Raw genomic sequence first — 20,495 nt, forward strand, 5'->3', positions numbered from 1 at the left:
CATCCTCAAGCAGAATGGGAGCTTCACGATGAGCAAAGACCTCGACAAGGGCATCACCCGCGAAGGCACCGGCCACGCCGGCAAGACCTGGAACATCCTGGGCCAGGTCTATTTTCCCAAGGCGGTGTGCGACAGCACCTTTGCCTTCGAGACAAACAGCGAGCCCGGCCAGTTCGTGCCCGTGCACATCCACCCCACCCAGGACGAGTTCATCCTCGTGCAGGAAGGCGAGCTCGACCTGAAGCTCGACGGCGAGTGGGTGAAGGCCAAGGCGGGCGACCTCGTGCGCATGCCGCGCGGCATCCCTCACGGCTATTTCAACAAGTCGGACAAGCCGACGCGGGCACTGTTCTGGGTCTCGCCGGCGCGGATGCTGGAGGAACTTTTCACCAAGCTCGACAACCTCAGCGACCCTGAAGAGGTGGTGAAGATTTCGGCGATGCATGAGGTCGATTTCCTGCCACCAGAAGCCAACGACTAAAGTTCGGGTGAGGGCGGCCTGCAAATGGCGGCTTTCTGCGTCTGCGATGCTGACGTGCCTTAAACAAGTTCGTCGCCGCACGACCCTAAATCCGGCCATTTTTGGACTCGCCCTGAGCTGAGCTTCGGCAGACCCAACCTGACATGAACTGATCGGGACCGATCTCATCCGGCGCGCCTTGCGCGCCGGGCGGGGAAGCGCGTGCCGGGGTGAGAGGAAAGACGACAATGGTCGAGAGGAAGAAGGTCTTCGTCATTGGCGCGGGCGTGAGCGGGCTTGCAGCCGCCAAGGCATTCAAGGAGCGCGGGCACGACGTGACCGTGATCGAGCGCAGCCACGACCTTGGCGGCGTGTGGGAACCATCGCGGTCATATCCCGACGTTCAGACGCAGAGCCCGAAGGAGCTTTACCGCTACACATCCAAGCCGATGCCGGCCGACTATCCGGAATGGCCCAAGGGACCGCAGGTGCATGCCTATCTGCGCGACTATGCGGACGAGAACGGCATTGCGCCGCTGATCGCGTTCGATACGCGCGTGACGGGGATGAAGCGCCGCGCCGATGGCAGGAAGGGCTGGACGCTGACGCTGGACTCAAACGGCGCGGAACGGGAGGCGGATTGCGATTTCCTCGCCGTCTGCATCGGCCAGTTCAGCGACCGGAACGTGCCGGAATTTCCCGGACGGGACGAATTCGAGGCGGCCGGCGGCAACGCAATCCACTCGTCCGAATATACAGATCCTGCGATGGTGAAGGGAAAGCGGGTGACCGTGCTCGGCTTTTCCAAATCGGCCACCGACATTGCGGTCAATGCGGTGAAATCCGGGGCGAGCAGCGTGACGATCGTCTATCTGGAGTCGGTCTGGCGCATACCCTATTTCATCGGCGGGCTGATCAACTTCAAGCGCATCCTCTACATCCGGGCGCAGGAAAAGATGTTTCCCGGCTGGGGCCAGACGGCGATGGCGCGGCTGAACCACGCGATCGCCAGGCCGTTCGTGTGGGCCAACTGGCGGGCGCTGGAAAGCCTGCTGACGATGCAGCTCAAGCTGAAGAAAACGGGACTTCGCCCGACCAAGCCGATCGAGACCGGGCTCAACTGTTCGGTGCCCATCGTTACGCCCGGCTTCTTCGACATGGTCGCCGAGGGGCGGATAAAGGCCGTGCAGGGCACCTTCGCAGGCTACGAGGAGGGCGGGGTCGTGCTGACAGGCAGGGAGCGGGTGCCAACGGACATTGCCATACTGGCGACGGGCTGGAAGCTCGGCGTGCCCTTTCTGCCCCACGAATATGCCCGCAAGCTGGTGGAGCCGGACGGGCAATACAGGCTCTATCGCATCGTTGCCAATCCAGACCTGCCGGATATGGGGTTCGTCGGGTTCAACTCGTCCTTCTGCACGGTTTTGAGCGCGGAGCTCGCGGCGAACTGGCTGGTGCGCTACGCCGACGGCATGCTGGCGCGGCAGCCCAGCGCCGCGGAGATGAACGCCAATATCGACATGATGCTGCAATGGAAGCGGCACGAGCGGCCGGCCGCCGGCGTGTATGGCGGGCTATGCGTTGCGCCCTATCATTTCAAGCACTTCGACGAGCTGCTTGACGACATGGGGGCCAAGGTGCGCAAGCGCAATCCGCTGGCCGAAAACCTGTCGCCGCCCAACGCCGACGCCTACGCGCGGTACCTGAAGAGCGCGCCGGATTACCGGGCGGCGTGAGAACGGCATGGCCGCGCTGGCGGCGCGGCCATGTGGGAGCCAGAGGCCGGCAGGGTTCAGCCGAGATTGCTGCGGCGCTCGAGCTCGGCCAGTGTTGGTGTTTCCATGGCGAAAGAGCCGATCTGGACATCGCCGGCGCGCTCGTAACGCGTGATGAGGATGCCGTTGGGCGAGAGGCTCGAGGAGGCAAGCTTGAGCGTGCGGGGGGCGCTGCCATTGCCGAAGACGCGCTTGCCCTTGCCCAGCACCAGAGGGAAGATGAAAAGGCGCAGCTCGTCGACGAGGTCGTTCTCGAACAGGATATCAAGCAATTCGCTCGAGCCCTGCGTCATCAGGTCGGGGCCGTCACCCTGCCTGAGTTCGCGCAATGTGGCGACGACGTCGGTTCCGAGTGCCTGACTGTTCTGCCAGTCGAGCGACTCCGGCCGGTGGGTCGCAACGTATTTGGTGATGCGATTGAAGGTGTTGGCGATGTCGGCATTTATCGCATCGAAATCGCTCGCCTCCGGGTCAACCTGGATGTAGGGCCAGTGCGCAGCGAAGATGTCATAGGTGCGACGCCCGAGCAGCAGGTCGAAGGGCTCAGCGAAGTTCCTGTCCAGTGCGGCGCTGAGTTCGTCGTCCCAGAAATTCGGCAGCCAGCCGCCATATTCGAAGCCGCCGCTGGGGTCTTCCTCAGGGCCGCCGGGCGCCTGCATGACGCCGTCGAGCGTGGTGAATGCTGCCGCGATGATCTTGCGCATTGTCCGTTCCTTCCTTCCGTCAACCAACGTTTCGGACCAAGGACGCACGAGGGCAGCCAATCCCGACAACCGCGCACCAACTTTCTGCACGTGGTTACGCGGTCGCCTGGCCGGGCGCGATGACGTGGGTGGGAATTGACGGAAAAGGCCCGCAACATGGTCACGGGCCGGGTCAAGACGGCGATGAGACGCGGCAGGTCTCAGTGGCCCGACGAGAGCTTGAGGCCCACCATGCCGGTTATCAGCAGGGCTACGCTGAGGATGCGACCGAGGGTGGCTGCTTCGCCCATGACCACGATGCCGACAACAAAGGCGCCGACCGCGCCGATGCCGGTCCAGATGGCATAGGCGGTACCGAGCGGCAGGCTGCGCATGGCCAAGGCCAGCAGCCAGAAGGAGCCTGCCATAGCCACCAGCGTGATGACGCTCGGCGTGAGGCGGGTGAACCCCTCGGACTGCTTCAGGAACGAGGCCCAGACGATTTCCAGCAGGCCGGCAAAGCCGAGATAGAGCCAGGCCATGACTTTACTCCTTTCGATCCGATGCCGGCGACGGGTGACGTGCCGGAACTTCGATGCTATATATATCCGACCAGACGGTTTGAAAAGAGGAAAACAGATGGGCAGGAAGAGAACGATCGACAGGGATGCTATCCTGGATGCAGCCGAAGCGATCGTAACCGAGGAGGGGGCAGGGAGCCTGACCTTCGACGCGGTCGCACGGCGCGCCGGCGTCAGCAAGGGTGGCGTGCTCTATTGCTACGCCAGCAAGCAGGAACTGGTAGCCGCGATGACAAGGCGCGACATCGACCGGTTTCTGGGTGAGGTCGAGGCAAAGCGGGAGACGCTTGCGGATAGCGCGGAGGCCGGCATGCAGGCGCATCTGGCAGCGACCCGCGACGAAAACGACGCGCTTGCCGCGCGCGCCGCAAGCCTGATGGCGACGCTGGCGGAATCGCCCGGCCATGCCGAGGTGCTGCGCGACTACTATCGCGACCGGCTGAAGCTGTTCGGCCGTGACGAGCAGGCGCGCATTGCATTCTTCGCCGCCGAGGGGGCGTTCCTGCTGAGGGGGCTGGGGCTCGTCGATCTTCCCGACACGGCCTGGCGTGCGCTGTTCGACCGGATCGAGCGGGAGCTGGTGGTCTCGAGATAGCCAAGGGTTCGCAGCCAGACGTCGCGGACCGGGGGCGCGTCGCGAAAAATTATTCACCCAAATGGTTGACTAATTTTCGTGGGGCGTATATTCAACCATAAGGGTGAATGAATGGACGAAGAAGACCTGTCACGCATTCTGAAGGCCGCGGGCGATACCACGCGGCGCAGGATACTCACGCTCCTCGTACAGGAGGGCGCGCTGAGGGTGACGGCGCTCGCCGCCCATTTCGAGATGTCGCTGAACTCCGTTTCGAAGCACATCAAGGTGCTGGAGGAGGCGGGTCTCGTCACCCGCCGGACCGTGGGGCGCGAACATTTCATCGCACCCGAGCTCGGGCCGCTAAGGCTCACCGAGCAGTGGTTCGGTCAGTTGAAATCGATCTGGGAACTGCGCCTCTCGGCGCTGGAAGAGTTGCTGGTTACAGGAGACCAAGACGATGAGCGAACTGGAACTGACGATAAACCACAGGATCGCGGCCCCGCGTGAGAAGGTTTTCGAGGCGTGGCTGTCGCCGCAGATGCTGTCGAAATTCATGCGGCCGCCGTCCACGACGGGCAATGCGCGGGTGACGAACGATCCCGTGAAGGGCGGGCGGTTCTCGATCGTCATGGTGACGCCCGAAAAGGAAATCCCGCATGCGGGCACCTATCTTGCGATCGACCCGCATTCGCACCTGTCGTTCACCTGGGAATCGCCGCACTCGCTTGACGACAGCGTGGTGACGGTCGACTTTGCCGAGCCGGAGGCCGGCGCCACCGAGATCACGCTGCGGCAGGTCAAGTTCAGGAGCGAGGATTCGCGCGACGGCCACATCAAGGGCTGGACCACAATCCTTGAAGCGCTTGAAAAGTCCCTTGCCTGACTGCAGCCGGAGCACGCGAGAACATCATGTTACTGAATGACAGGAATGCGGTGATCTACGGCGCCGGTGCCATCGGCGCTGCCGTGGCCGAGGTGTTTGCAAGGGAAGGCGCGCGCGTCTTCGTTGCAGGGCGCAACCGGGCAAAGCTCGACCGGGTGGCCGATGCAATCGCCTCGGCCGGCGGGCAGGTGGAGACGGCCGAACTCGACGTGCTCGACGAACGGGCGGTGGACCGCCACGCGGCGGACATCGCCGAGCGCGCGGGAAGCATAGACATCGCGCTCAACGCGGTGAGCTTCCCGCATGACCAGGGAACGACGATCGCAGACCTGACGCTGGACGCCTTCATGCTGCCGGTGGACCGGTTCCTGCGGGCGCTATTCATCACGTCGAAGGCGGTCTCCCCGCATATGGGGCGGTCGCGGACCGGCGTGATCCTGACGCTGTCGGCGCCGGGCGCGACCATGGCGGTGGGCGGGCATCTCGGCCACGCCGCATCGCAAGCGGGGGTCGAGGCGTTCTCGCGCACGCTGGCGGACGAACTGGGGCCACGCAACATCCGGGTCGTCTGCATCAGGCCGCATGCGCTGGGCGATGCGCCGGCGGCCGGCTCCTATACGGGCGAGCTGTTCCAGCCGAAGGCCGAAGCCATGGGACTGACCCTCGACCAATGGCTTGGCGGTGCGGCGCAATCGACCATGCTGAAGCGGTTGCCGCGCATCGAGCATGTGGCCGAGACGGCCGCGTTCCTGGCCTCGGACCGGGCCGGTGCGATGACTGGCGCAGTCGCCAACCTGACATGCGGCGCGATTGCGGAGTAGGCTTGCGGGTGTGACCTGAATGAACCTGGCCCTCTCCCCGACAGCGGGGAGAGGGCTTTTACCGTAGGTGGCCGTTGCGCTCAGAAATGCAGGCCGCAGGCTTCGCGGATGGCGACTTGGACAGGTGACGGCGGCAGGTCTTGCCCGAACGGTCCGGTCGGCAGCAGCGGCGGCTGGGCCAGGAAACGCGGCGTTGTTCCGCGATGCGGCTGGGCGCTGTGGACCAGGAACGGGTGGCACAGATAGACCGTGCCGGCCGGTCCGGTCGCCAGCGTTTCAGCGCAATCCACGCTCTCCGCAAAGCCGTTGGCTGCGAGTTCGCGCAAAGTCAGGCCCGCCTCGCCATGCGGCAGCAATTGCCGCGCGATCTGCCGGTGCGAGCCGATGCGGATGCGTGTCGGCGCGTCGTCCTCGCCGATGTCGGAGAACAGGAACAGCATCAGCAGGGCGCGGCCACGGCTGACCACGTTGGCACGCCATTGCATGAAGTCCGGCTCGTTAGTCCCGAAGCTGACCTCGACATGCCAGCCGATGTCGCCCGGTTCGTCGGCGCTCGGAAACCGCACCGGAAAGGTGCCCATCGCGGCCGGCGCCTGCCAGCGGCCGGGACCGACGAGTGCATCGTAGGCCGCGTGCAGGCGCGGGGTGTTGGCAGCGGCAATGAACGGCTGCTCGGTGAACATGCCCAGCCGTATGACGGGTTGGGTCCAGCCGGCCGGCTCCTCGGGCGACAGACCCATCGCCCGCCACAGGATGGCGCGGGCGTCTTGCGCCAGCTTGGACGCAAACGCATCGTCGATCCTGATGAAGCCGTCCGAAATAAAGGTTGAGATTTGCGCCGGGCTCAGCCCGTGCAAGGTGTCGTTCTGCATGTCGAAATCCTCTGCTCGGCCGCTGGCATAGCCGGGCCGTCATCTTCCTGGCGCACCGCAATGCGCCGGCCTGAACGCGCGGTTCAGCCCAGGAAGAAGGTCGAGGAGGATTTGAATGCGAACTTCATAGCGCCGGCTGGATAGCACGGTCGGTGCTTCAGGTGAAGCCGCCGCCCTCCGAAAACCGGGGCAATCGCCTATGGCTGTTCTCCCCCTCTCCGTCTCGGCTCCGCCTCGACACCTCTCCCCCGCAAGCGGGGGAGAGGAAATGCCGGCCGCAATGCTGGGCGCCTTTCCTCGCCCCCACCACGTGGGGGAGAGGTGGCCGCGAAGCGGACGGAGAGGGGGTGAACGCCCATGGGCGATTGCCCTGCCTGCGAAGCGGTGGAGGGGGCCGCCGGCCGAAGGCGGTGGAGGGGGGCGCGCATCTTTCCCACAAGCGATTGCCCTGCCCGAAAGCGAAGGTCGCCTGGATTTGATGTTGCGGCGCAGCAACGAATTGCCTAAGACCACCCCATCCCGTCAGGACCCGGTGAAAGTCCGGGTGGCTCTTCCGGCCGCCAATCCGCCGGACAACGAACATGCCTGAAACGCCATGCGACCCGCCCGGGCCGACCGTCAGGCTTTCGATACTGCTGGAAATTCATGAAATCCTTGTCCGCCTACCGCGCGCAGTGGTTCGGCAACGTGCGCGGCGATCTTCTCGCCGGCCTCGTCGTCGCGCTTGCGCTTATCCCCGAGGCCATCGCCTTCTCGATCATCGCCGGGGTCGACCCGAAGGTCGGGCTCTACGCCTCGTTCTCGATCGCCGTGCTGATCGCCTTCGTGGGCGGCAGGCCGGGCATGATCTCGGCCGCGACGGCGGCGACCGCCGTGCTGATGGTGACGCTGGTGCGTGACCACGGGCTGCAATACCTGCTGGCCGCGACGGTGCTTGCAGGCCTGCTGCAGATTGGTGCGGGCTTCCTGAAGCTCGGCTACGTGATGCGCTTCGTGTCGCGCTCGGTGATGACCGGCTTCGTCAACGCGCTGGCGATCCTGATCTTCATGGCGCAGCTTCCCGAGCTGATCGGCGTGCCGTGGCTGACCTATGTCATGGTCGCGGCGGGACTGGCGATCATCTATCTCTTTCCACGCCTCACCAAGGCCGTTCCGTCGCCGCTGGTGTGTATCGTCGTGCTGACGACGGTCGCCATTGCCTTCGGCTTCGACGTTCGCACCGTGGGCGACATGGGCGAACTGCCTTCGACGCTGCCGGTGTTCCTGATCCCGGACATTCCGCTGACGCTGGAAACGTTGCTCATCATCCTGCCCTATTCGGCGGCGGTGGCGGTGGTGGGCCTGCTGGAATCGCTGATGACGGCACAGATCGTCGACGACCTGACCGACACGCCGTCCGACCGCAACCAGGAGTGCATCGGACAGGGCATCGCCAATACGGCGACCGCCTTTATCGGCGGCATGGCGGGCTGCGCCATGATCGGCCAGTCGATCATCAACGTGAAGTCCGGCGGGCGCGGACGGCTGTCGACTTTTGCCGCCGGCATGCTGCTGCTGTTCATGATCCTGGTTCTCGGCGACCTCGTCAGCCAGATCCCCATGGCCGCGCTGGTCGCGATCATGATCATGGTGTCGATCGGCACCTTCTCGTGGTCGTCGATCAGGAACCTGCGGGATCATCCGCGCTCGTCATCCATCGTCATGCTGGCGACGGTGGTCGGCGTCATCTTCACGCATAATCTCGCCATCGGCGTGCTGATCGGCGTGCTTCTGTCGGGCATCTTCTTTGCCTGGAAGATCGCGCAGCTCTTCGCCGTTTCCTCGACGCTCAGCGCGGACGGCCGGCACCGCACCTACACGGTCGAAGGCCAGCTCTTCTTTGCCTCGGCGGAGGACTTCATGGCGGCCTTCGATTTCAGGGAGACGCTGGAGAAGGTCACCATCGACGTCTCGCGCGCCCATATCTGGGACATCTCCAGCGTGGCCGCGCTCGACATGGCGGTGCTGAAGTTCCGCCGCGACGGCGCGGAGGTGGAGATCGTCGGCATGAACCTGGCGAGCGAAACGATCGTTGACCGCCTTGCCATCCACGACAAGCCTGGCGCGCTCGACAAGCTCATGGCGCATTGATGATAGCTTATCTTGCACCGTTTGCGACGTTTCGACTTCGCGGCTTAACCTGCACGGCAGGGAGGACACAATGACCGACAAACTCATCGCGCTGGTGGACGGTTCGACCTATTCCAGAAGCGTTTGCGAATATGCGGGCTGGATCGCGGGCCGCACCGGGGCGCCGGTGGAACTGCTGCACGTGCTCGGACGTCGCGAAACCGCAAGCTCCGACCTGTCGGGCTCGATCGCGCTTGGCGCCCGAACCGCTCTGCTGGAGGAGCTTTCGACGCTTGACGAGCAGCGTGCGCGCCTGGCGCAGAAGCGCGGCCGGGCGATCCTCGAGGATGCCGAGGTCGTTCTGAAGCAAGCCGGCGTCGAGACGGTGAGCGCGCGGCTGCGCAACGGCGATCTGCTGGAGGCCGTTGCGGAGGCCGAAGTCGACGCGCGCGGCATCGTGATCGGCAAGCGGGGCGAGGCGGCGGATTTCGCCAAGCTGCATCTCGGCTCCAACATGGAGCGGATCGCGCGCGCGTCCAAGAAGCCGGTCTTCGTTGCCGCGCGTACATTCAGGCCGGTTCGCAAGGTCCTGATCGCCTATGATGGTGGGCAGAGCGCGATGAAGGCCGTGGACCATGTGGCGCGCTCGCCGCTTTTCGCAGGTCTGGACATCCGGCTTCTGATGGCGGGCACCGAGAGCGTGGAGGGGCGGCGGGCCCTGGAGGGCGCGCAGGCGACGCTAAAGGCCGGAGGGCACGAGGCAGCCGCCGAGCTGGTGCCCGGACAGCCCGACAAGGTCATTTCAGAGACGGTGGAACGCGACGGGATCGACCTGCTGGTCATGGGCGCCTATGGCCATTCCCGTATCCGGTCGCTGTTCATCGGCTCTACCACGACGGAGATGATCCGGTCGTGCAAGATCCCGGTGCTGTTGTTCAGGTAGCGGCGTTCAGCGCGTGACCGGCAGGGCGCCGCGGCGCTGCGCACCGCCGGGCCACGCATAAAGGCGGGCTTCCGGCAATGGCGGGGCCAGCGTGTAGACGATGCGGGCCTCCGCACGCGACTGGACGCCGAGGGGGCTTGCGCCCCAGCCCTGCTGGTTCTGCATGCCACCGCGCATGGCGCGCGTGAGGTAACCTCGCCCGAGGCGGAAGAACAGATCGAGGTTCTTCTGCGCGGCGAGTTCGATCAGCGGTGCGAGAGGCGCGGGCGTGGTCATGCTGGGCCGGTTTTCTGGATGGTTGCACGACGCTAACCGCCCTGGTTTAACGCTTCATTAACGCTGACGCGTGCTGCGGGCGATGCGAGAAAGCGGATGACCCGGTGCAACGCTTTCGCTAGTTTGCAGTTGTATTGCGCTTGGCCGAGTGGGCACAGGCCGGGACTTGCGAGGAGCAGACCATGCGTTGGAGAGGCCGTCGGCAGAGCAGCAATGTCGAGGACCGTCGCGGACAGAGCGGCGCACCCGGCGGTTTCGGGCGTAGCGGCAGGCCGATGCAGATCCCCATCGGCCGGGGCGTCGGCGGGGGCGGGCTTTCCGGTATCGTTATCCTGGTTGTGCTGTTCTTCGTGCTGCGCGCATGCGGCATCGACCCGCTGCAGATCCTGGAGGGCGGCAGCGGGCCGGCCAATCCGCAGGTCACTCAGGATGAGGCGCCCGGCAGCCAGCCGAGCGATGCGGAGGCGCAGTTCGTCTCGGTGGTGCTCGCGGAGACCGAAGATGTCTGGAACGGCATCTTCCAGGCTGAAGGCCAGACCTATACCGAGCCGCGCATGGTGCTGTTCACCGATCAGGTGCGTTCGGCATGCGGTTTTGCTTCGGCTGCTTCCGGCCCGTTCTACTGCCCCGGCGATTCGCGGGTCTATATCGACCTCGGCTTCTTCCGCGAACTCTCGCAGCGCTTCGGCGCGTCCGGCGATTTCGCGCAGGCCTATGTGATCGCACATGAGGTCGGCCATCACGTGCAGAACCTGATCGGCGTGCTGCCGGAATTCAACCGGCAGCGCCAGACCATGGGACAGGCCGAGGCCAACCGCATGTCGATGCGGGTTGAGTTGCAGGCCGACTGCTTCGCCGGCATCTGGGCGCATTTCACCGCGCAGAAGGGCCTGCTCGAGGACGGCGATATCGAGGAAGCCATGAACGCGGCGCACCAGATCGGCGACGACACGCTGCAGCGGCGCACGCAGGGCTATGTCGTGCCCGAGAGCTTCAACCACGGCACGTCGGAGCAGCGCGCGACCTGGTTCGCCAACGGTCTGCGCAACGGCCGGCTTGCGGACTGCGATACGTTCAACAACCCGATCTGACGCGCCTTTCCCGACGTGTCAGGTCAGATGTCGATCTCGTAGTAGCCGAGCGCTTCCTCGAGTTCTTCCTGCTCGTAGCCGAAGTGGGATACGACGACGCGTTCCAGCGTCTCGAACGATTCGCGCAGGCTGGCAAAGGTTTCCGGGCCGGGCTCGTTCATCGCGGCTCGGGCTGCGGCCTCCATGCGCTCTATCAGGTGATGGATGACCTCGTGCTCGGCGGCGAGGCGCTCGACCACCTTGCGCAGACCGTCATTGTCCTGCGCCGCAAGCGCCGGAAACAGCATCCGATCCTCGGCGGTGTGGTGGAAGGTGAGCATGCGGCACTCCTGACCGCAGAGACTGCCGAAGACCCGGTAGTTGTGGCTCATCTGCATGTCCGACAGCGCTTCGCCGAGCGCGTCCACCTGCATTTCGCCGGCCGTGACATGCTCCATGACCTGCCGGACTTCGGCCATCTGGCGCAGGTGCATTGCGTGGATCATGGCGAGCCGGCGGCCCTGCATGCGCTGCGGCTCGGTGACGCCCTCGATCCTGGGCGCCTTCGGCCGTGTCGCGTCGTCGAGAAGATCGATGGTGAAACTCATAGGTAAGGGCGTTCCTGCGGTGGGAAGTCGGTTCGAACGAGGGCGGTATCTTTTGGTAACCGCTTCCCTAGATAGGCTGCGGTGACGTTTACGCAAGACGGCACCTTTACGTCACCCGGTCACCTCGATGAAACCATGGCGGTGGCAGGGACGTTGGAGAGGGTCTTTGGGTGCGCCGCGGTGGCGGCGGCAGGATAGCGGGAGGAAGGCTGGTGGCGATCATGCGCAGAACGGCAGTCATGGCGGGCGGGATCGCCGTGGCGCTTGCGGCCGGCCAGGCACCGGAGTTCGCGCAACAGTACAGGCAGCGGCTGGGCGGCGCGATCGAGGAGATGCAGGCCGTGGTCGCGCGCTTCGACGAGGACGCAGCGCGCAGCGGGCTGAGCCGCGAGGAAGCGCTGGCGCTGTACAGCGAATCCGCGGAGACGTTCTTCCGCGACCGTGGCATCAGCATGCGCGAGGCGGTGGCGCGCTATGAAAGCCTTGCCGAGCAGGTGGAGCGCATGGGCGCGATGCCGCCGATCGCGCGGCCGCTGGCGCTGACTCGCGGATACGACGAAAGGCTCGTGCAGGGCGCGTGGCGCGACTTCGAGCCGGCGCTGCCGATCACGCCGCACGGGCTGGCATGGGCGGCAGCCGGGTTCGGGATCGGCGCGCTGGTGACGATGGCGATCGCGCGCCTGCTGGGTTTCGGCCGCAGGCGACGGCGTGCCGGGGCCAGGTAGGCCAGACTAGCGCTCGGCGAGTGCGGGTTCGCCCTTGCGGGCGCGGATGAGGTTGGCGAAGCGGCGGAAGAGGTAGTGCGAATCCTGCGGGCCCGGCGAGGCTTCCGGGTGATGCTGCACGGAGAAGACCGGCTTGCCGGCAAGCGCGATGCCGCAGTTGGAATTGTCGAACAGCGAAATGTGAGTCTCTTCAACGCCTTCCGGAAGGGACTTCGAATCCACCGCGAAGCCGTGATTCATCGATACGATCTCGACCTTGCCGGTGGTGTGGTCCTTCACCGGGTGGTTCGCGCCGTGGTGACCCTGGTGCATCTTGACCGTCTTGCCGCCAACGGCGAGCGCCAGCATCTGATGGCCGAGGCAGATGCCGAAGATCGGCAGGTCGGCTTCCAGAAGCTCCTTGATGACGGGCACGGCATAGTCACCGGTGGCGGCCGGATCGCCGGGGCCGTTGGACAGGAAGATGCCGTCCGGCTTCATCGCCAGAATGTCCTCGGCCTGGGTCTTTGCGGGCACCACGGTGACCTTGGCGCCGAGACCCGCCAGAAGGCGCAGGATGTTGCGCTTCACGCCGTAGTCGATGGCGACGATGTGCATGGCGGGCTCGCCGGCCGTCTCGCCATAACCCTTGTTCCACTCCCAGGGCGTCTCGTTCCACACCGAGGACTGGCCGGAGGTGACATCCTTTGCCAGATCGAGGCCGACGAGGCCGGACCAGGCCTGCGCTTCCTTCGTGAGGGCCGCGACGTCGAAATTGCCGTCCGGCGCGTGGGCGATGACGGCGTTGGGCGCGCCCTTTTCGCGGATCAGGGCGGTGAGCGCCCGCGTGTCGATGCCGCTCATGGCGATGATGCCGCGCCGCTTGAGCCAGTCATTCAGGCCTTCGGCGGAGCGGTAGTTCGACGGTGCGGTGATGTCGGCCTTGAAGACCGCGCCGACGGCGCCGGCGCGCGCAGCCGGGTTCAGGTCCTCGATGTCCTCGCCATTGGCGCCGATATTGCCGATATGCGGGAAGGTAAAGGTGACGATCTGGCCGGCATAGGACGGATCGGTGAGGATTTCCTGGTAGCCGGTGAGCGCGGTGTTGAAGCAGACCTCGGCAACGACGTGGCCGGTCGCGCCCAGTCCGAAGCCTTCGATCACCGTGCCGTCGGCGAGCACCAGAAGTGCGGTGGGCTTCGTCTGCGCCCAGGGCGCGCTCGTGCTCGCGTCGTTCTTGTCGACCATCGCCGTTCTCCGTTCCTGAGAGACCGCGCTTGCAATCATCCCGTCGGCGGGACATATCGCGCAGACTGCAGCCTGGCGGGGACCTTCTGGCCTTCGCCGCGTTATAGATAGTATGGTCCGGTCCATAGGCGAAGGCCTTGGCGCGGTCAATGATCGGCAACGCACGCCGGCGAAACAAAGGAACAGTCATGCGCGACACAATCGCCCAGGCATTGAGGGATGCGCAGAAAAGCCAGGACAGGATCCGCGTCGCGACGCTGCGGCTGATCACTGCTGCGATCCAGGACAGGGACATCGCCAATCGCGGCGTCGGCAAGGAGCGGGTCAGCGATGACGAGATTCTCCAGATCCTGACCAAGATGGTCAAGCAGCGCGAGGAATCGGCCAAGGCGTTCGCCGATGGCGGGCGCCCTGAACTGGCGGCCGCGGAGCGCGCCGAGATCGAGATCGTCAAGGAATTCCTGCCGAGACAGATCGGCGAGGACGAGCTGCGGCGCATCTGCGCGGACGTGATCGCCGAGACGGGGGCGGCCAGCCTGCGCGACATGGGCGCGGTGATGGCCGTGCTGAAAGAGCGTTATCCGGGCCGGGTCGACTTTTCGCGCGCCAGCGCCTTCGTCAAGGAATTGCTGGCCTAGGCTGGAACGCGTCGGCAGGCTTCGTCCTCTTAACCGATCCGTGCGACCATGGCGGGCGTGAGGCCCGCTATGCGATGGGCCATCTGCTCGGCGTTTTCGGGCGCCGGTTCGCCCCGAAGCCAGCGGATGGTCAGCCACATGACGCCGCCCGCGGTGACGGCGATGAGGTCGTCGGTCTCGGCCCCTCCCTCCCGCGCGGCGATCTCGAAGACGTCCGGCAACATGCGACCGGAGACGAAGGATACGATCTCCTCGAAGAAGGCGACGTTTCCCGCACCGTCGAGGATGCGCAGATAGAAGACGCGGTGCTCGCAAAGGTGACGCAGAACCGGCTCGACGTGGCCGACGATATGCGTGCGCAAGGCTTGCGGCGTCAGCGTCCCCAGATCGGACAGCGGCTCGGGCGGCGGGAATGCCGCCTCCAGTCTTGCAAGGCCGGCCACCCTTGCCGCAGCCGGCACGTCGGCGAAGTGCTGGTAAAAGGTGGGGCGGGTGACGCCGGCGGCCTCAACGACCCGCGTTATCGAGATTTCAGCAAGCGAATGCGCCTCGACGAGGCCGGTGACCGCGTCGAGGATCGCCGAGAGGCTGCGTCTGTAACGGGGGTCGTCTTCCCGCGATTTTCTGTTTTTGACATCCGCCACTTTACAAGCCCCTGCCTGCTTACTATTTTACATTTGTAATTTAGTTGTCTGCCGGCTGACCGTCAAGCCCCGGCTTTTTCCAGAGGTGCTTTCATGCCCGCAACGAACCATGTACCGCAACCGCCGCTGAAGCCGATCATCGGCAACCTGACAGAGCTGGACGCGCAGAACCCGGTCCAAAGCCTCATGGGGCTTGCCAGGACGTACGGCCCCTTCTTCAAGCTGAAGATCCTCGATCGCGAGATGTATGTGGCGAGTTCGCAGGAACTCGTGAACGAGCTGTGCGACGAGACGCGTTTCAACAAGCGCGTGCACGCGCCGCTGGAGGAAATCCGCGCCTTTGCCGGCGACGGGCTGTTTACCGCCCATAGCGAAGAGCCGAACTGGGGCAAGGCGCATCGCATCCTGATGCCGGCATTCGGGCCGATCGGCGTGCGCTCGATGTTCGACAAGATGCTCGACATCGCCGACCAGATGTTCGTGCGGTGGGAGCGGTTCGGCCCCGACGCGGTGATCGACGTGCCCGACAACATGACGCGGCTGACGCTTGACACGATCGCGCTGTGCGCTTTCGACTATCGCTTCAACAGCTTCTACCAGAATGAGATGCACCCGTTCGTGGGGGCGATGGTGGGAGCGCTGGCTGAATCCGGCCAAAGGGTGCGCCGGCCAAAGCTGGTCAGCAACCTGATGCTTTCCACGGCGCGTCAGTACCAGGCCGATTCCGACCTGCTTCGCGGCGTCGCGCAGGACCTGATCGCGGAACGCAAGAGCGATCCGAAGGGGGCTGAAAAGGACGATCTTCTCAGCCGCATGCTCAACGGTGTCGACCCGGAAACGGGCGAAAAGCTCTCGGAAGAAAACATCGCCTATCAGATGATCACGTTCCTGATCGCCGGGCACGAGACGACGAGCGGGCTGCTTTCGTTCGCGACCTATCTGCTTCTGAAAAACCCCGAGGTGCTGCAGAAGGCGCGCGCCGTGGTCGACGAGGTGCTGGGCGACGAGGTGCCCCGCGTCGAACATCTGGCACAGCTTCGCTACATCGAGCAGGTGCTGATGGAGAGCCTGCGTATCTGGCCGACCGCCGCCGCCTTTGCGGTCAAGCCGCTGGAAGACACCGTCCTTGCGGGCAAATACAACCTGACGACACGCGATACCGTGATGATCCTGGAGCCGATGCTGCATCGCGATCCGGCGGTGTGGGGCGAGGACGCGGAAGCATTCCGCCCCGAGCGCTTCGCGCCGGAAAGTGCAGAGCGGCTTCCGCCGAACGCGTGGAAACCCTTCGGCACCGGCAAGCGCGCCTGCATCGGCCGTCCATTCGCCATGCAGGAAGCGCAGCTTGTGCTTGCGATGATGCTGCAGCGGTTCGACTTCGTCTTCGACGACCCGGCCTACCAACTCAAGATTCACGAGACGCTGACGATCAAGCCGGACAACCTGAAGATCCGCGCCAAAGCGCGCCGCTCGTCTCAGACGCTGACGCGCGGCAAGCCGCTGACCACGCCGCAAAAGCCGCTTGCGGCTCCGGCAAAGGTTTCGCTGCCGGAGGGCGAAGCCGCGACCCGGCTGCTGGTGCTCTACGGGAGCAACACCGGCTCGTCCGAGGCGTTTGCCGGCAGGATCGCGGCGGACGCGGCCGCCAACGGGTTCGACGCCGTCGTCGCGCCCATGGACGACTATGCCAACAACCTGCCGGCTGAAGGAGCGCTGGTGGTTGTGACCGCATCCTACGAAGGCCAGCCGCCGGACAATGCACGCCAGTTCGTCGCTTCGGTGGAAGACCTGAAGGCGGGGTCGCTGGAAGGGCTCACCTTCGCCGTCTTCGGTTGCGGCAACCGCCAGTGGGCGCGCACCTATCAGGCGATCCCCAAGCGGGTGGATGCCGCACTTGAAAAGGCGGGCGCAAAGCGGGCCGGCGAGCGCGGCGAAGCAGATTCTGGCGGCGACTTCTTCGGCAGCTTCGATAGCTGGTATGCGGGGCTGTGGCCGGCGCTGGGCGAGGCATTCGGGCGGACAATCGCGGTCGCGGAGCCAGCCGCCACGCTCGAACTCGAATTCGTGAAGGGCGGGCGCGAAAGTGCGCTGCGGCTGGGCGACCTCGAACAGGGCGTCGTCACCGAAAACCGGGAGCTGGTCGACATGACGGCGCCCGGCGCGCGCTCGAAGCGGCATATCGAATTCAGGTTGCCGGAAGGCATGACCTACCGCGCGGGCGACTATCTGGCCGTCCTGGCGCGCAACCTCGAGGCCGCCGTCGATCGCGTTCTGCGCCGGTTCGGGCTGGCGGCGGATACGATGGTCGTCATCAACCGTGCGCAGGGTGCGTCAGGTCTGCCGGTAGGCCACCCCGTGAGCTGCGCGGAGCTTCTGTCGAACTATGTGGAACTGTCGCAGCCTGCAACGCGGGCGCAGGTCGGGGCCCTTGCCGCCGCAACGCGTTGCCCGCCGGAGAAGGCGGAGCTGGAGCGACTTGCCGGTGGCGGGTACGACGCAGACGTCCTTGGCCGGCGGTGCAGCGTCATCGACCTGCTCGACCGGTTCCAGTCGTGCCCCGTCACGTTCGAGACCTATCTACAGATGCTGCCGCCGATGAAGGCGCGGCAGTACTCGATCTCGTCGTCGCCACTGTGGAAGCCGGATCATGTGACGCTGACGATCGCTGTGGTCGATGCGCCGGCTCTCTCGGGCGCCGGCCAGTACCGGGGCGTGGCGTCGTCCTACCTCGCATCGCTGCAAGCGGGCGACCGCGTTTCGATCGCGGTTCGGCCCTCCAATGCGCGCTTCCACCCGCCGGCAGACCCGGCAAAGCCGATGGTGATGATCTGCGCCGGCTCCGGACTTGCGCCGTTCCGCGGCTTCCTGCAGGAGCGCGCGGCGCAGAAGGCCGGCGGGCAGGAGGTCGGCCCTGCGCTGCTGTTCTTCGGCACCAACCACGCCGATGTCGACTATCTCTATCGCGACGAGCTGTCGGGCTGGGAGAGGGACGGGGTCGTCACCGTGCTGCCGGCGTTTTCGGAACAGCCTGACGGCGAGGTCACGTTCGTGCAGCATCGGGTCTGGACGGAGCGGCAGCGCGTGGAGGCGCTCTTCCGGCAGGACGCTACGGTCTTCGTCTGCGGCGACGGCAGGCACATGGCGCCCGCCGTTCGCGAAACGCTGATCCGCATCTACCGCGAGGCTTCGGGCGCAAGCGAGGCGCAGGCGGAAGACTGGGCCGACACGGTGGAGCGGGACCACGGGCGCTATGTGGCGGACGTTTTCGCCTGAACGAGGACGGCTTGGAGGGAGGCGGCGGCCATTCCGCCGCCTTCAACCGGGCAGCGCCCAGCATGCCGCCCCCCTCCAACCCCGGATTGGCGATTGAGGCGGGCAGGGCCTTGATCCTCACTCCACAAAGACATGGCCGGCGCGCTCAAGCAAAGCCCGCGATTTGTCCCAGTCGCGGTCGAGAACGAGGATATGTTCCCCGTCGAAGGTGCAGACGACGAAGACGCCGACGCCCTGCGTGGACAGGGGTTGAATCAGCGAGAGCACGATTCCGGTCGCATCGAACGCGAACGGGCCGAGACTGCGAAAGCAGCGCCAGTTGCGGTCTGCGTCCACCTGATCCGGTATCCGGTCCTGCGGGCAGACGATGGTAAGCTCGTCGTCGGCGCGGACTACCGCTGAAAAGCCGGGACCATTGGCCCAGTCCGGGATGGGGGCGTCGCCGGCGAGCCGGGCCAGACCGTAGATGCCTGGAACGACGCGCAGCTTGATTGAACGAGACGGAGCGTTCCGCTTCTTACCGACCGGGTCTATGCGCTCTACTCCGCCGCCTTGAGCCGGGTGCCGCCCAGCATGCCGCGCTCCTCGAGCACAGGATAGGCGATGGAGGCGAGCAGGGAGTTAATCTGCTTCAGGTCGCGGATCGTGTCGAGGTGCAGCGAGCTCGTCTCCACGCTGCGCGGCGTTCCTTCGCGCAGACGCTCGAAGTGGCTGCGGCTGGTCGCGCGCTCGACATCGCGCAGCCGGTCCTTCTCGCGCACGAGCTGCAGCGCGGTTTCGGTGTCGCGTGAGATCAGGACGTTGAAGGCGAGGCGGGCATTGGCAACCACCGCCGCATGCAGGTTCAACAATTCGCGCCAGCCTTCCGGCGTGAAGTTCAGGCCACGGTCGAGCTTCTTGCCGACATGGACCAGCATGTTGCGCACGATGATGTCGCCGACCTGCTCCAGCTTCACGCAGGCGCCAAGAAGCTCCTGCGTACGCCGGGCTTCGTCGTCATTCATCTGGCCGGTGGTGATGCGCGCCAAATAGAGCTTGATCGCCGCGTGCCTGCGGTCCACCCGGTCGTCGAGCGCGGCAAGCGCCGCCATGCGCGCACGATCGGGCTCCTCGTAGAGCTCCATGATGTTCTTCAACATCACCTCGATGGTCTCGCATACGCCGACGACGGCACGGGTTACGTTGGCGAGCGCGCGCGACGGTGTGCCCAGCGCTTCGGGATCGAGCGCGTTCGTATCCTTGTCCTCGAACGAGACCGGAACCGGCGGCGCGGCATAGGCGAGCAGCCGCTCGATCGTGCGGGCGACGAGGCCAGCAAACGGAATGCCCGCAATCACGAGCGCCACGTTGAAGACAATGTGAGCGTGGACGATCTGCAACGGCACGCTCGCGCCCAGCAGTTCCAGCGGCGGGTGCAGCCAGACAATGCCGGCCAATGCCAGCAACGCGCCGATGGCCCGGATCGCGAGATTGCCGAGGGGCACGACGCGGCTGGGCGGCGACATGGTACGCGACAGCATCGCCGCGATCAGCCCGCCGCCGAGGTTTGCGCCGAGCACCATGACGATGCCGAGCTCGGCTGGCACGAGGCCGCGCGCGGCCAGCGCGACGATGAGCAGGATGAACGCGACGCTGGAATGGAAGAGCCAGGTTGCGACGGCCGCGATCAGGAACGCGGTGACGGGGTCGGCTGCGAGGTAGTTGACGACAACCGGCAGGATGCCGCTCTCACGCAGGGGCTCGGAGGCTTCGCCGATGAGGCGCAGCGACAGGATCAGCAGGCCGACGCCGACCAGGATGCGCCCGAACTGGCGCCATGCGCGGCGCTCGGTGGCCAGAAAGATCGTCGTGCCGACGAAGAGCGCGATCGGCACGAGCAGTGGCAGATCGAAAGACAGGAGCTTGACGACGAAGGCGGAGCCCAGATCCGCGCCGAGCACGGCGACCAGGCCTGCCGCACCCGTAACGATACCGGACCCGGCGAAGGAGCCGACCAGCAGGGAGACGGCGGTTGCGCTCTGGAATGCAATCGCCAGGGCACCGCCGGCTGCGACGGCGAGCAGCGGATTGCGCAACGTGCCGCGCAGCTTGCGGCGCAGGACGTCGCCATAGGCGCGTTCGACGCCGGTGCGGACCATGCGTGTGGCCCACAACAGCAGCGCAACGGCGCCTGCGAGATGGATGAGGACGACGGAGCCCGTCATCGCGAGTTGGCCGCGCGGCGGGCGCGGCCGGCTTGGTTCACATGTGAGGCCATGGCCTGCAAATCACCGGAAAGCGTTTTGGTTCCGACAATTATAGCTTAGCCGAATAAACTTTAAATGGCCTAT

Annotated in this window: 21 protein-coding genes, 1 pseudogene and 1 other annotated feature; of the genes and pseudogenes, 12 read left to right on the top strand and 10 right to left on the bottom strand. The window is 65.4% G+C overall.

Annotation, left to right across the window (positions count from 1 at the left end; translation table 11 throughout):
* Positions 1-28 precede the first annotated feature (28 nt).
* The gene (locus V1479_RS18205; protein WP_173192552.1) at positions 29-481 is read left to right on the top strand and encodes a cupin domain-containing protein; all 453 of its coding nucleotides are present in this window, start codon (positions 29-31) and stop codon (positions 479-481) included.
* Positions 482-708: 227 nt separating this feature from the next.
* Positions 709-2,196: a flavin-containing monooxygenase gene (locus V1479_RS18210; RefSeq protein WP_368804187.1), complete on the top strand. Its 1,488-nt coding sequence runs from the start codon at positions 709-711 to the stop codon at positions 2,194-2,196.
* Between the two features lie 56 nt (positions 2,197-2,252).
* Here V1479_RS18210 and V1479_RS18215 read toward each other — a convergent pair whose 3' ends face one another.
* Both V1479_RS18215 and sugE read right to left on the bottom strand, forming a co-directional pair.
* Positions 2,253-2,939, bottom strand: coding sequence for a dihydrofolate reductase family protein (locus V1479_RS18215; RefSeq protein WP_368804188.1), 687 nt, complete (start codon positions 2,937-2,939; stop codon positions 2,253-2,255).
* Between the two features lie 200 nt (positions 2,940-3,139).
* Complete coding sequence (sugE, locus tag V1479_RS18220; RefSeq protein WP_368804189.1) at positions 3,140-3,460, bottom strand: quaternary ammonium compound efflux SMR transporter SugE; 321 nt, start codon at positions 3,458-3,460, stop codon at positions 3,140-3,142.
* A 97-nt stretch (positions 3,461-3,557) separates the two neighbouring features.
* On the opposite strand from sugE, the gene V1479_RS18225 reads away from it, so the two are divergent.
* The 4 genes from V1479_RS18225 (at position 3,558) to V1479_RS18240 (ending at position 5,780) form a co-directional block, all read left to right on the top strand.
* Entirely contained in the window at positions 3,558-4,094 is a 537-nt protein-coding gene (locus tag V1479_RS18225) for a TetR/AcrR family transcriptional regulator (RefSeq protein ID WP_368804190.1), read from the top strand.
* Positions 4,095-4,205: 111 nt separating this feature from the next.
* The gene (locus tag V1479_RS18230) at positions 4,206-4,583 is read left to right on the top strand and encodes an ArsR/SmtB family transcription factor (protein WP_368804191.1); all 378 of its coding nucleotides are present in this window, start codon (positions 4,206-4,208) and stop codon (positions 4,581-4,583) included.
* Positions 4,534-4,959 (top strand): SRPBCC family protein, encoded by a 426-nt coding sequence (locus V1479_RS18235; RefSeq protein ID WP_368804192.1) that lies wholly within the window; start codon positions 4,534-4,536, stop codon positions 4,957-4,959. The genes V1479_RS18230 and V1479_RS18235 overlap by 50 nt, the downstream gene beginning before the upstream one ends.
* A gap of 26 nt (positions 4,960-4,985) precedes the next feature.
* The gene (locus tag V1479_RS18240) at positions 4,986-5,780 is read left to right on the top strand and encodes an SDR family NAD(P)-dependent oxidoreductase (protein ID WP_368804193.1); all 795 of its coding nucleotides are present in this window, start codon (positions 4,986-4,988) and stop codon (positions 5,778-5,780) included.
* A gap of 80 nt (positions 5,781-5,860) precedes the next feature.
* Here V1479_RS18240 and V1479_RS18245 read toward each other — a convergent pair whose 3' ends face one another.
* A complete protein-coding gene (locus V1479_RS18245) occupies positions 5,861-6,652 on the bottom strand; it encodes a phytanoyl-CoA dioxygenase family protein (protein WP_368804194.1) in 792 nt (263 codons plus the stop codon).
* Positions 6,653-7,174: 522 nt separating this feature from the next.
* Positions 7,175-7,230 (top strand) — a sequence feature (sul1 is cis-regulatory element that is thought to sense ions involved in sulfur or methionine metabolism; They are found in Alphaproteobacteria).
* 67 nt (positions 7,231-7,297) lie between these two features.
* On the opposite strand from V1479_RS18245, the gene V1479_RS18250 reads away from it, so the two are divergent.
* Both V1479_RS18250 and V1479_RS18255 read left to right on the top strand, forming a co-directional pair.
* Positions 7,298-8,782 (top strand): SulP family inorganic anion transporter, encoded by a 1,485-nt coding sequence (locus V1479_RS18250; protein WP_368804195.1) that lies wholly within the window; start codon positions 7,298-7,300, stop codon positions 8,780-8,782.
* 70 nt (positions 8,783-8,852) lie between these two features.
* Positions 8,853-9,704: a universal stress protein gene (locus V1479_RS18255; protein WP_368804196.1), complete on the top strand. Its 852-nt coding sequence runs from the start codon at positions 8,853-8,855 to the stop codon at positions 9,702-9,704.
* 6 nt (positions 9,705-9,710) lie between these two features.
* Here V1479_RS18255 and V1479_RS18260 read toward each other — a convergent pair whose 3' ends face one another.
* The gene (locus V1479_RS18260; protein ID WP_368804197.1) at positions 9,711-9,980 is read right to left on the bottom strand and encodes a hypothetical protein; all 270 of its coding nucleotides are present in this window, start codon (positions 9,978-9,980) and stop codon (positions 9,711-9,713) included.
* A gap of 182 nt (positions 9,981-10,162) precedes the next feature.
* Between V1479_RS18260 and ypfJ the strand changes: the two genes are divergently transcribed.
* Complete coding sequence (gene ypfJ, locus V1479_RS18265; protein ID WP_368804198.1) at positions 10,163-11,071, top strand: KPN_02809 family neutral zinc metallopeptidase; 909 nt, start codon at positions 10,163-10,165, stop codon at positions 11,069-11,071.
* Between the two features lie 23 nt (positions 11,072-11,094).
* Here ypfJ and V1479_RS18270 read toward each other — a convergent pair whose 3' ends face one another.
* Positions 11,095-11,658 carry a hemerythrin domain-containing protein gene (locus V1479_RS18270; protein WP_368804199.1) on the bottom strand — a complete coding sequence of 188 codons (564 nt, stop codon included), beginning with the start codon at positions 11,656-11,658 and terminating at the stop codon, positions 11,095-11,097.
* A gap of 221 nt (positions 11,659-11,879) precedes the next feature.
* On the opposite strand from V1479_RS18270, the gene V1479_RS18275 reads away from it, so the two are divergent.
* Positions 11,880-12,383, top strand: coding sequence for a DUF2937 family protein (locus tag V1479_RS18275; protein WP_368804200.1), 504 nt, complete (start codon positions 11,880-11,882; stop codon positions 12,381-12,383).
* Positions 12,384-12,389: 6 nt separating this feature from the next.
* Here the strand turns inward: V1479_RS18275 and carA are convergent, their stop codons facing one another.
* On the bottom strand, positions 12,390-13,610 hold the full coding sequence (gene carA, locus V1479_RS18280; RefSeq protein WP_368804201.1) for a glutamine-hydrolyzing carbamoyl-phosphate synthase small subunit: 1,221 nt from the start codon (positions 13,608-13,610) through the stop codon (positions 12,390-12,392).
* 188 nt (positions 13,611-13,798) lie between these two features.
* Between carA and V1479_RS18285 the strand changes: the two genes are divergently transcribed.
* Positions 13,799-14,248 carry a GatB/YqeY domain-containing protein gene (locus V1479_RS18285; protein WP_368804202.1) on the top strand — a complete coding sequence of 150 codons (450 nt, stop codon included), beginning with the start codon at positions 13,799-13,801 and terminating at the stop codon, positions 14,246-14,248.
* A gap of 29 nt (positions 14,249-14,277) precedes the next feature.
* Here V1479_RS18285 and V1479_RS18290 read toward each other — a convergent pair whose 3' ends face one another.
* Complete coding sequence (locus tag V1479_RS18290; RefSeq protein ID WP_368804203.1) at positions 14,278-14,892, bottom strand: TetR/AcrR family transcriptional regulator; 615 nt, start codon at positions 14,890-14,892, stop codon at positions 14,278-14,280.
* A gap of 93 nt (positions 14,893-14,985) precedes the next feature.
* Between V1479_RS18290 and V1479_RS18295 the strand changes: the two genes are divergently transcribed.
* Complete coding sequence (locus tag V1479_RS18295) at positions 14,986-18,165, top strand: bifunctional cytochrome P450/NADPH--P450 reductase (protein WP_368804204.1); 3,180 nt, start codon at positions 14,986-14,988, stop codon at positions 18,163-18,165.
* Positions 18,166-18,282: 117 nt separating this feature from the next.
* Here the strand turns inward: V1479_RS18295 and V1479_RS18300 are convergent, their stop codons facing one another.
* The 3 genes and pseudogenes from V1479_RS18300 to V1479_RS18310 form a co-directional block, all read right to left on the bottom strand.
* Positions 18,283-18,501, bottom strand: coding sequence for an ACT domain-containing protein (locus V1479_RS18300; protein ID WP_368804205.1), 219 nt, complete (start codon positions 18,499-18,501; stop codon positions 18,283-18,285).
* Positions 18,502-18,516: 15 nt separating this feature from the next.
* Positions 18,517-18,699, bottom strand: a pseudogene (locus V1479_RS18305) (hypothetical protein); the annotation flags it as partial.
* A gap of 5 nt (positions 18,700-18,704) precedes the next feature.
* Positions 18,705-20,369, bottom strand: a complete 1,665-nt coding sequence (locus V1479_RS18310; RefSeq protein ID WP_368804206.1) for a Na/Pi cotransporter family protein — start codon at positions 20,367-20,369, stop codon at positions 18,705-18,707.
* Positions 20,370-20,495 lie beyond the last annotated feature (126 nt).

Source organism: Neoaquamicrobium sediminum (genome assembly GCF_040970315.1).
GTDB classification, from domain to species: domain Bacteria; phylum Pseudomonadota; class Alphaproteobacteria; order Rhizobiales; family Rhizobiaceae; genus Aerobium; species Aerobium sediminum.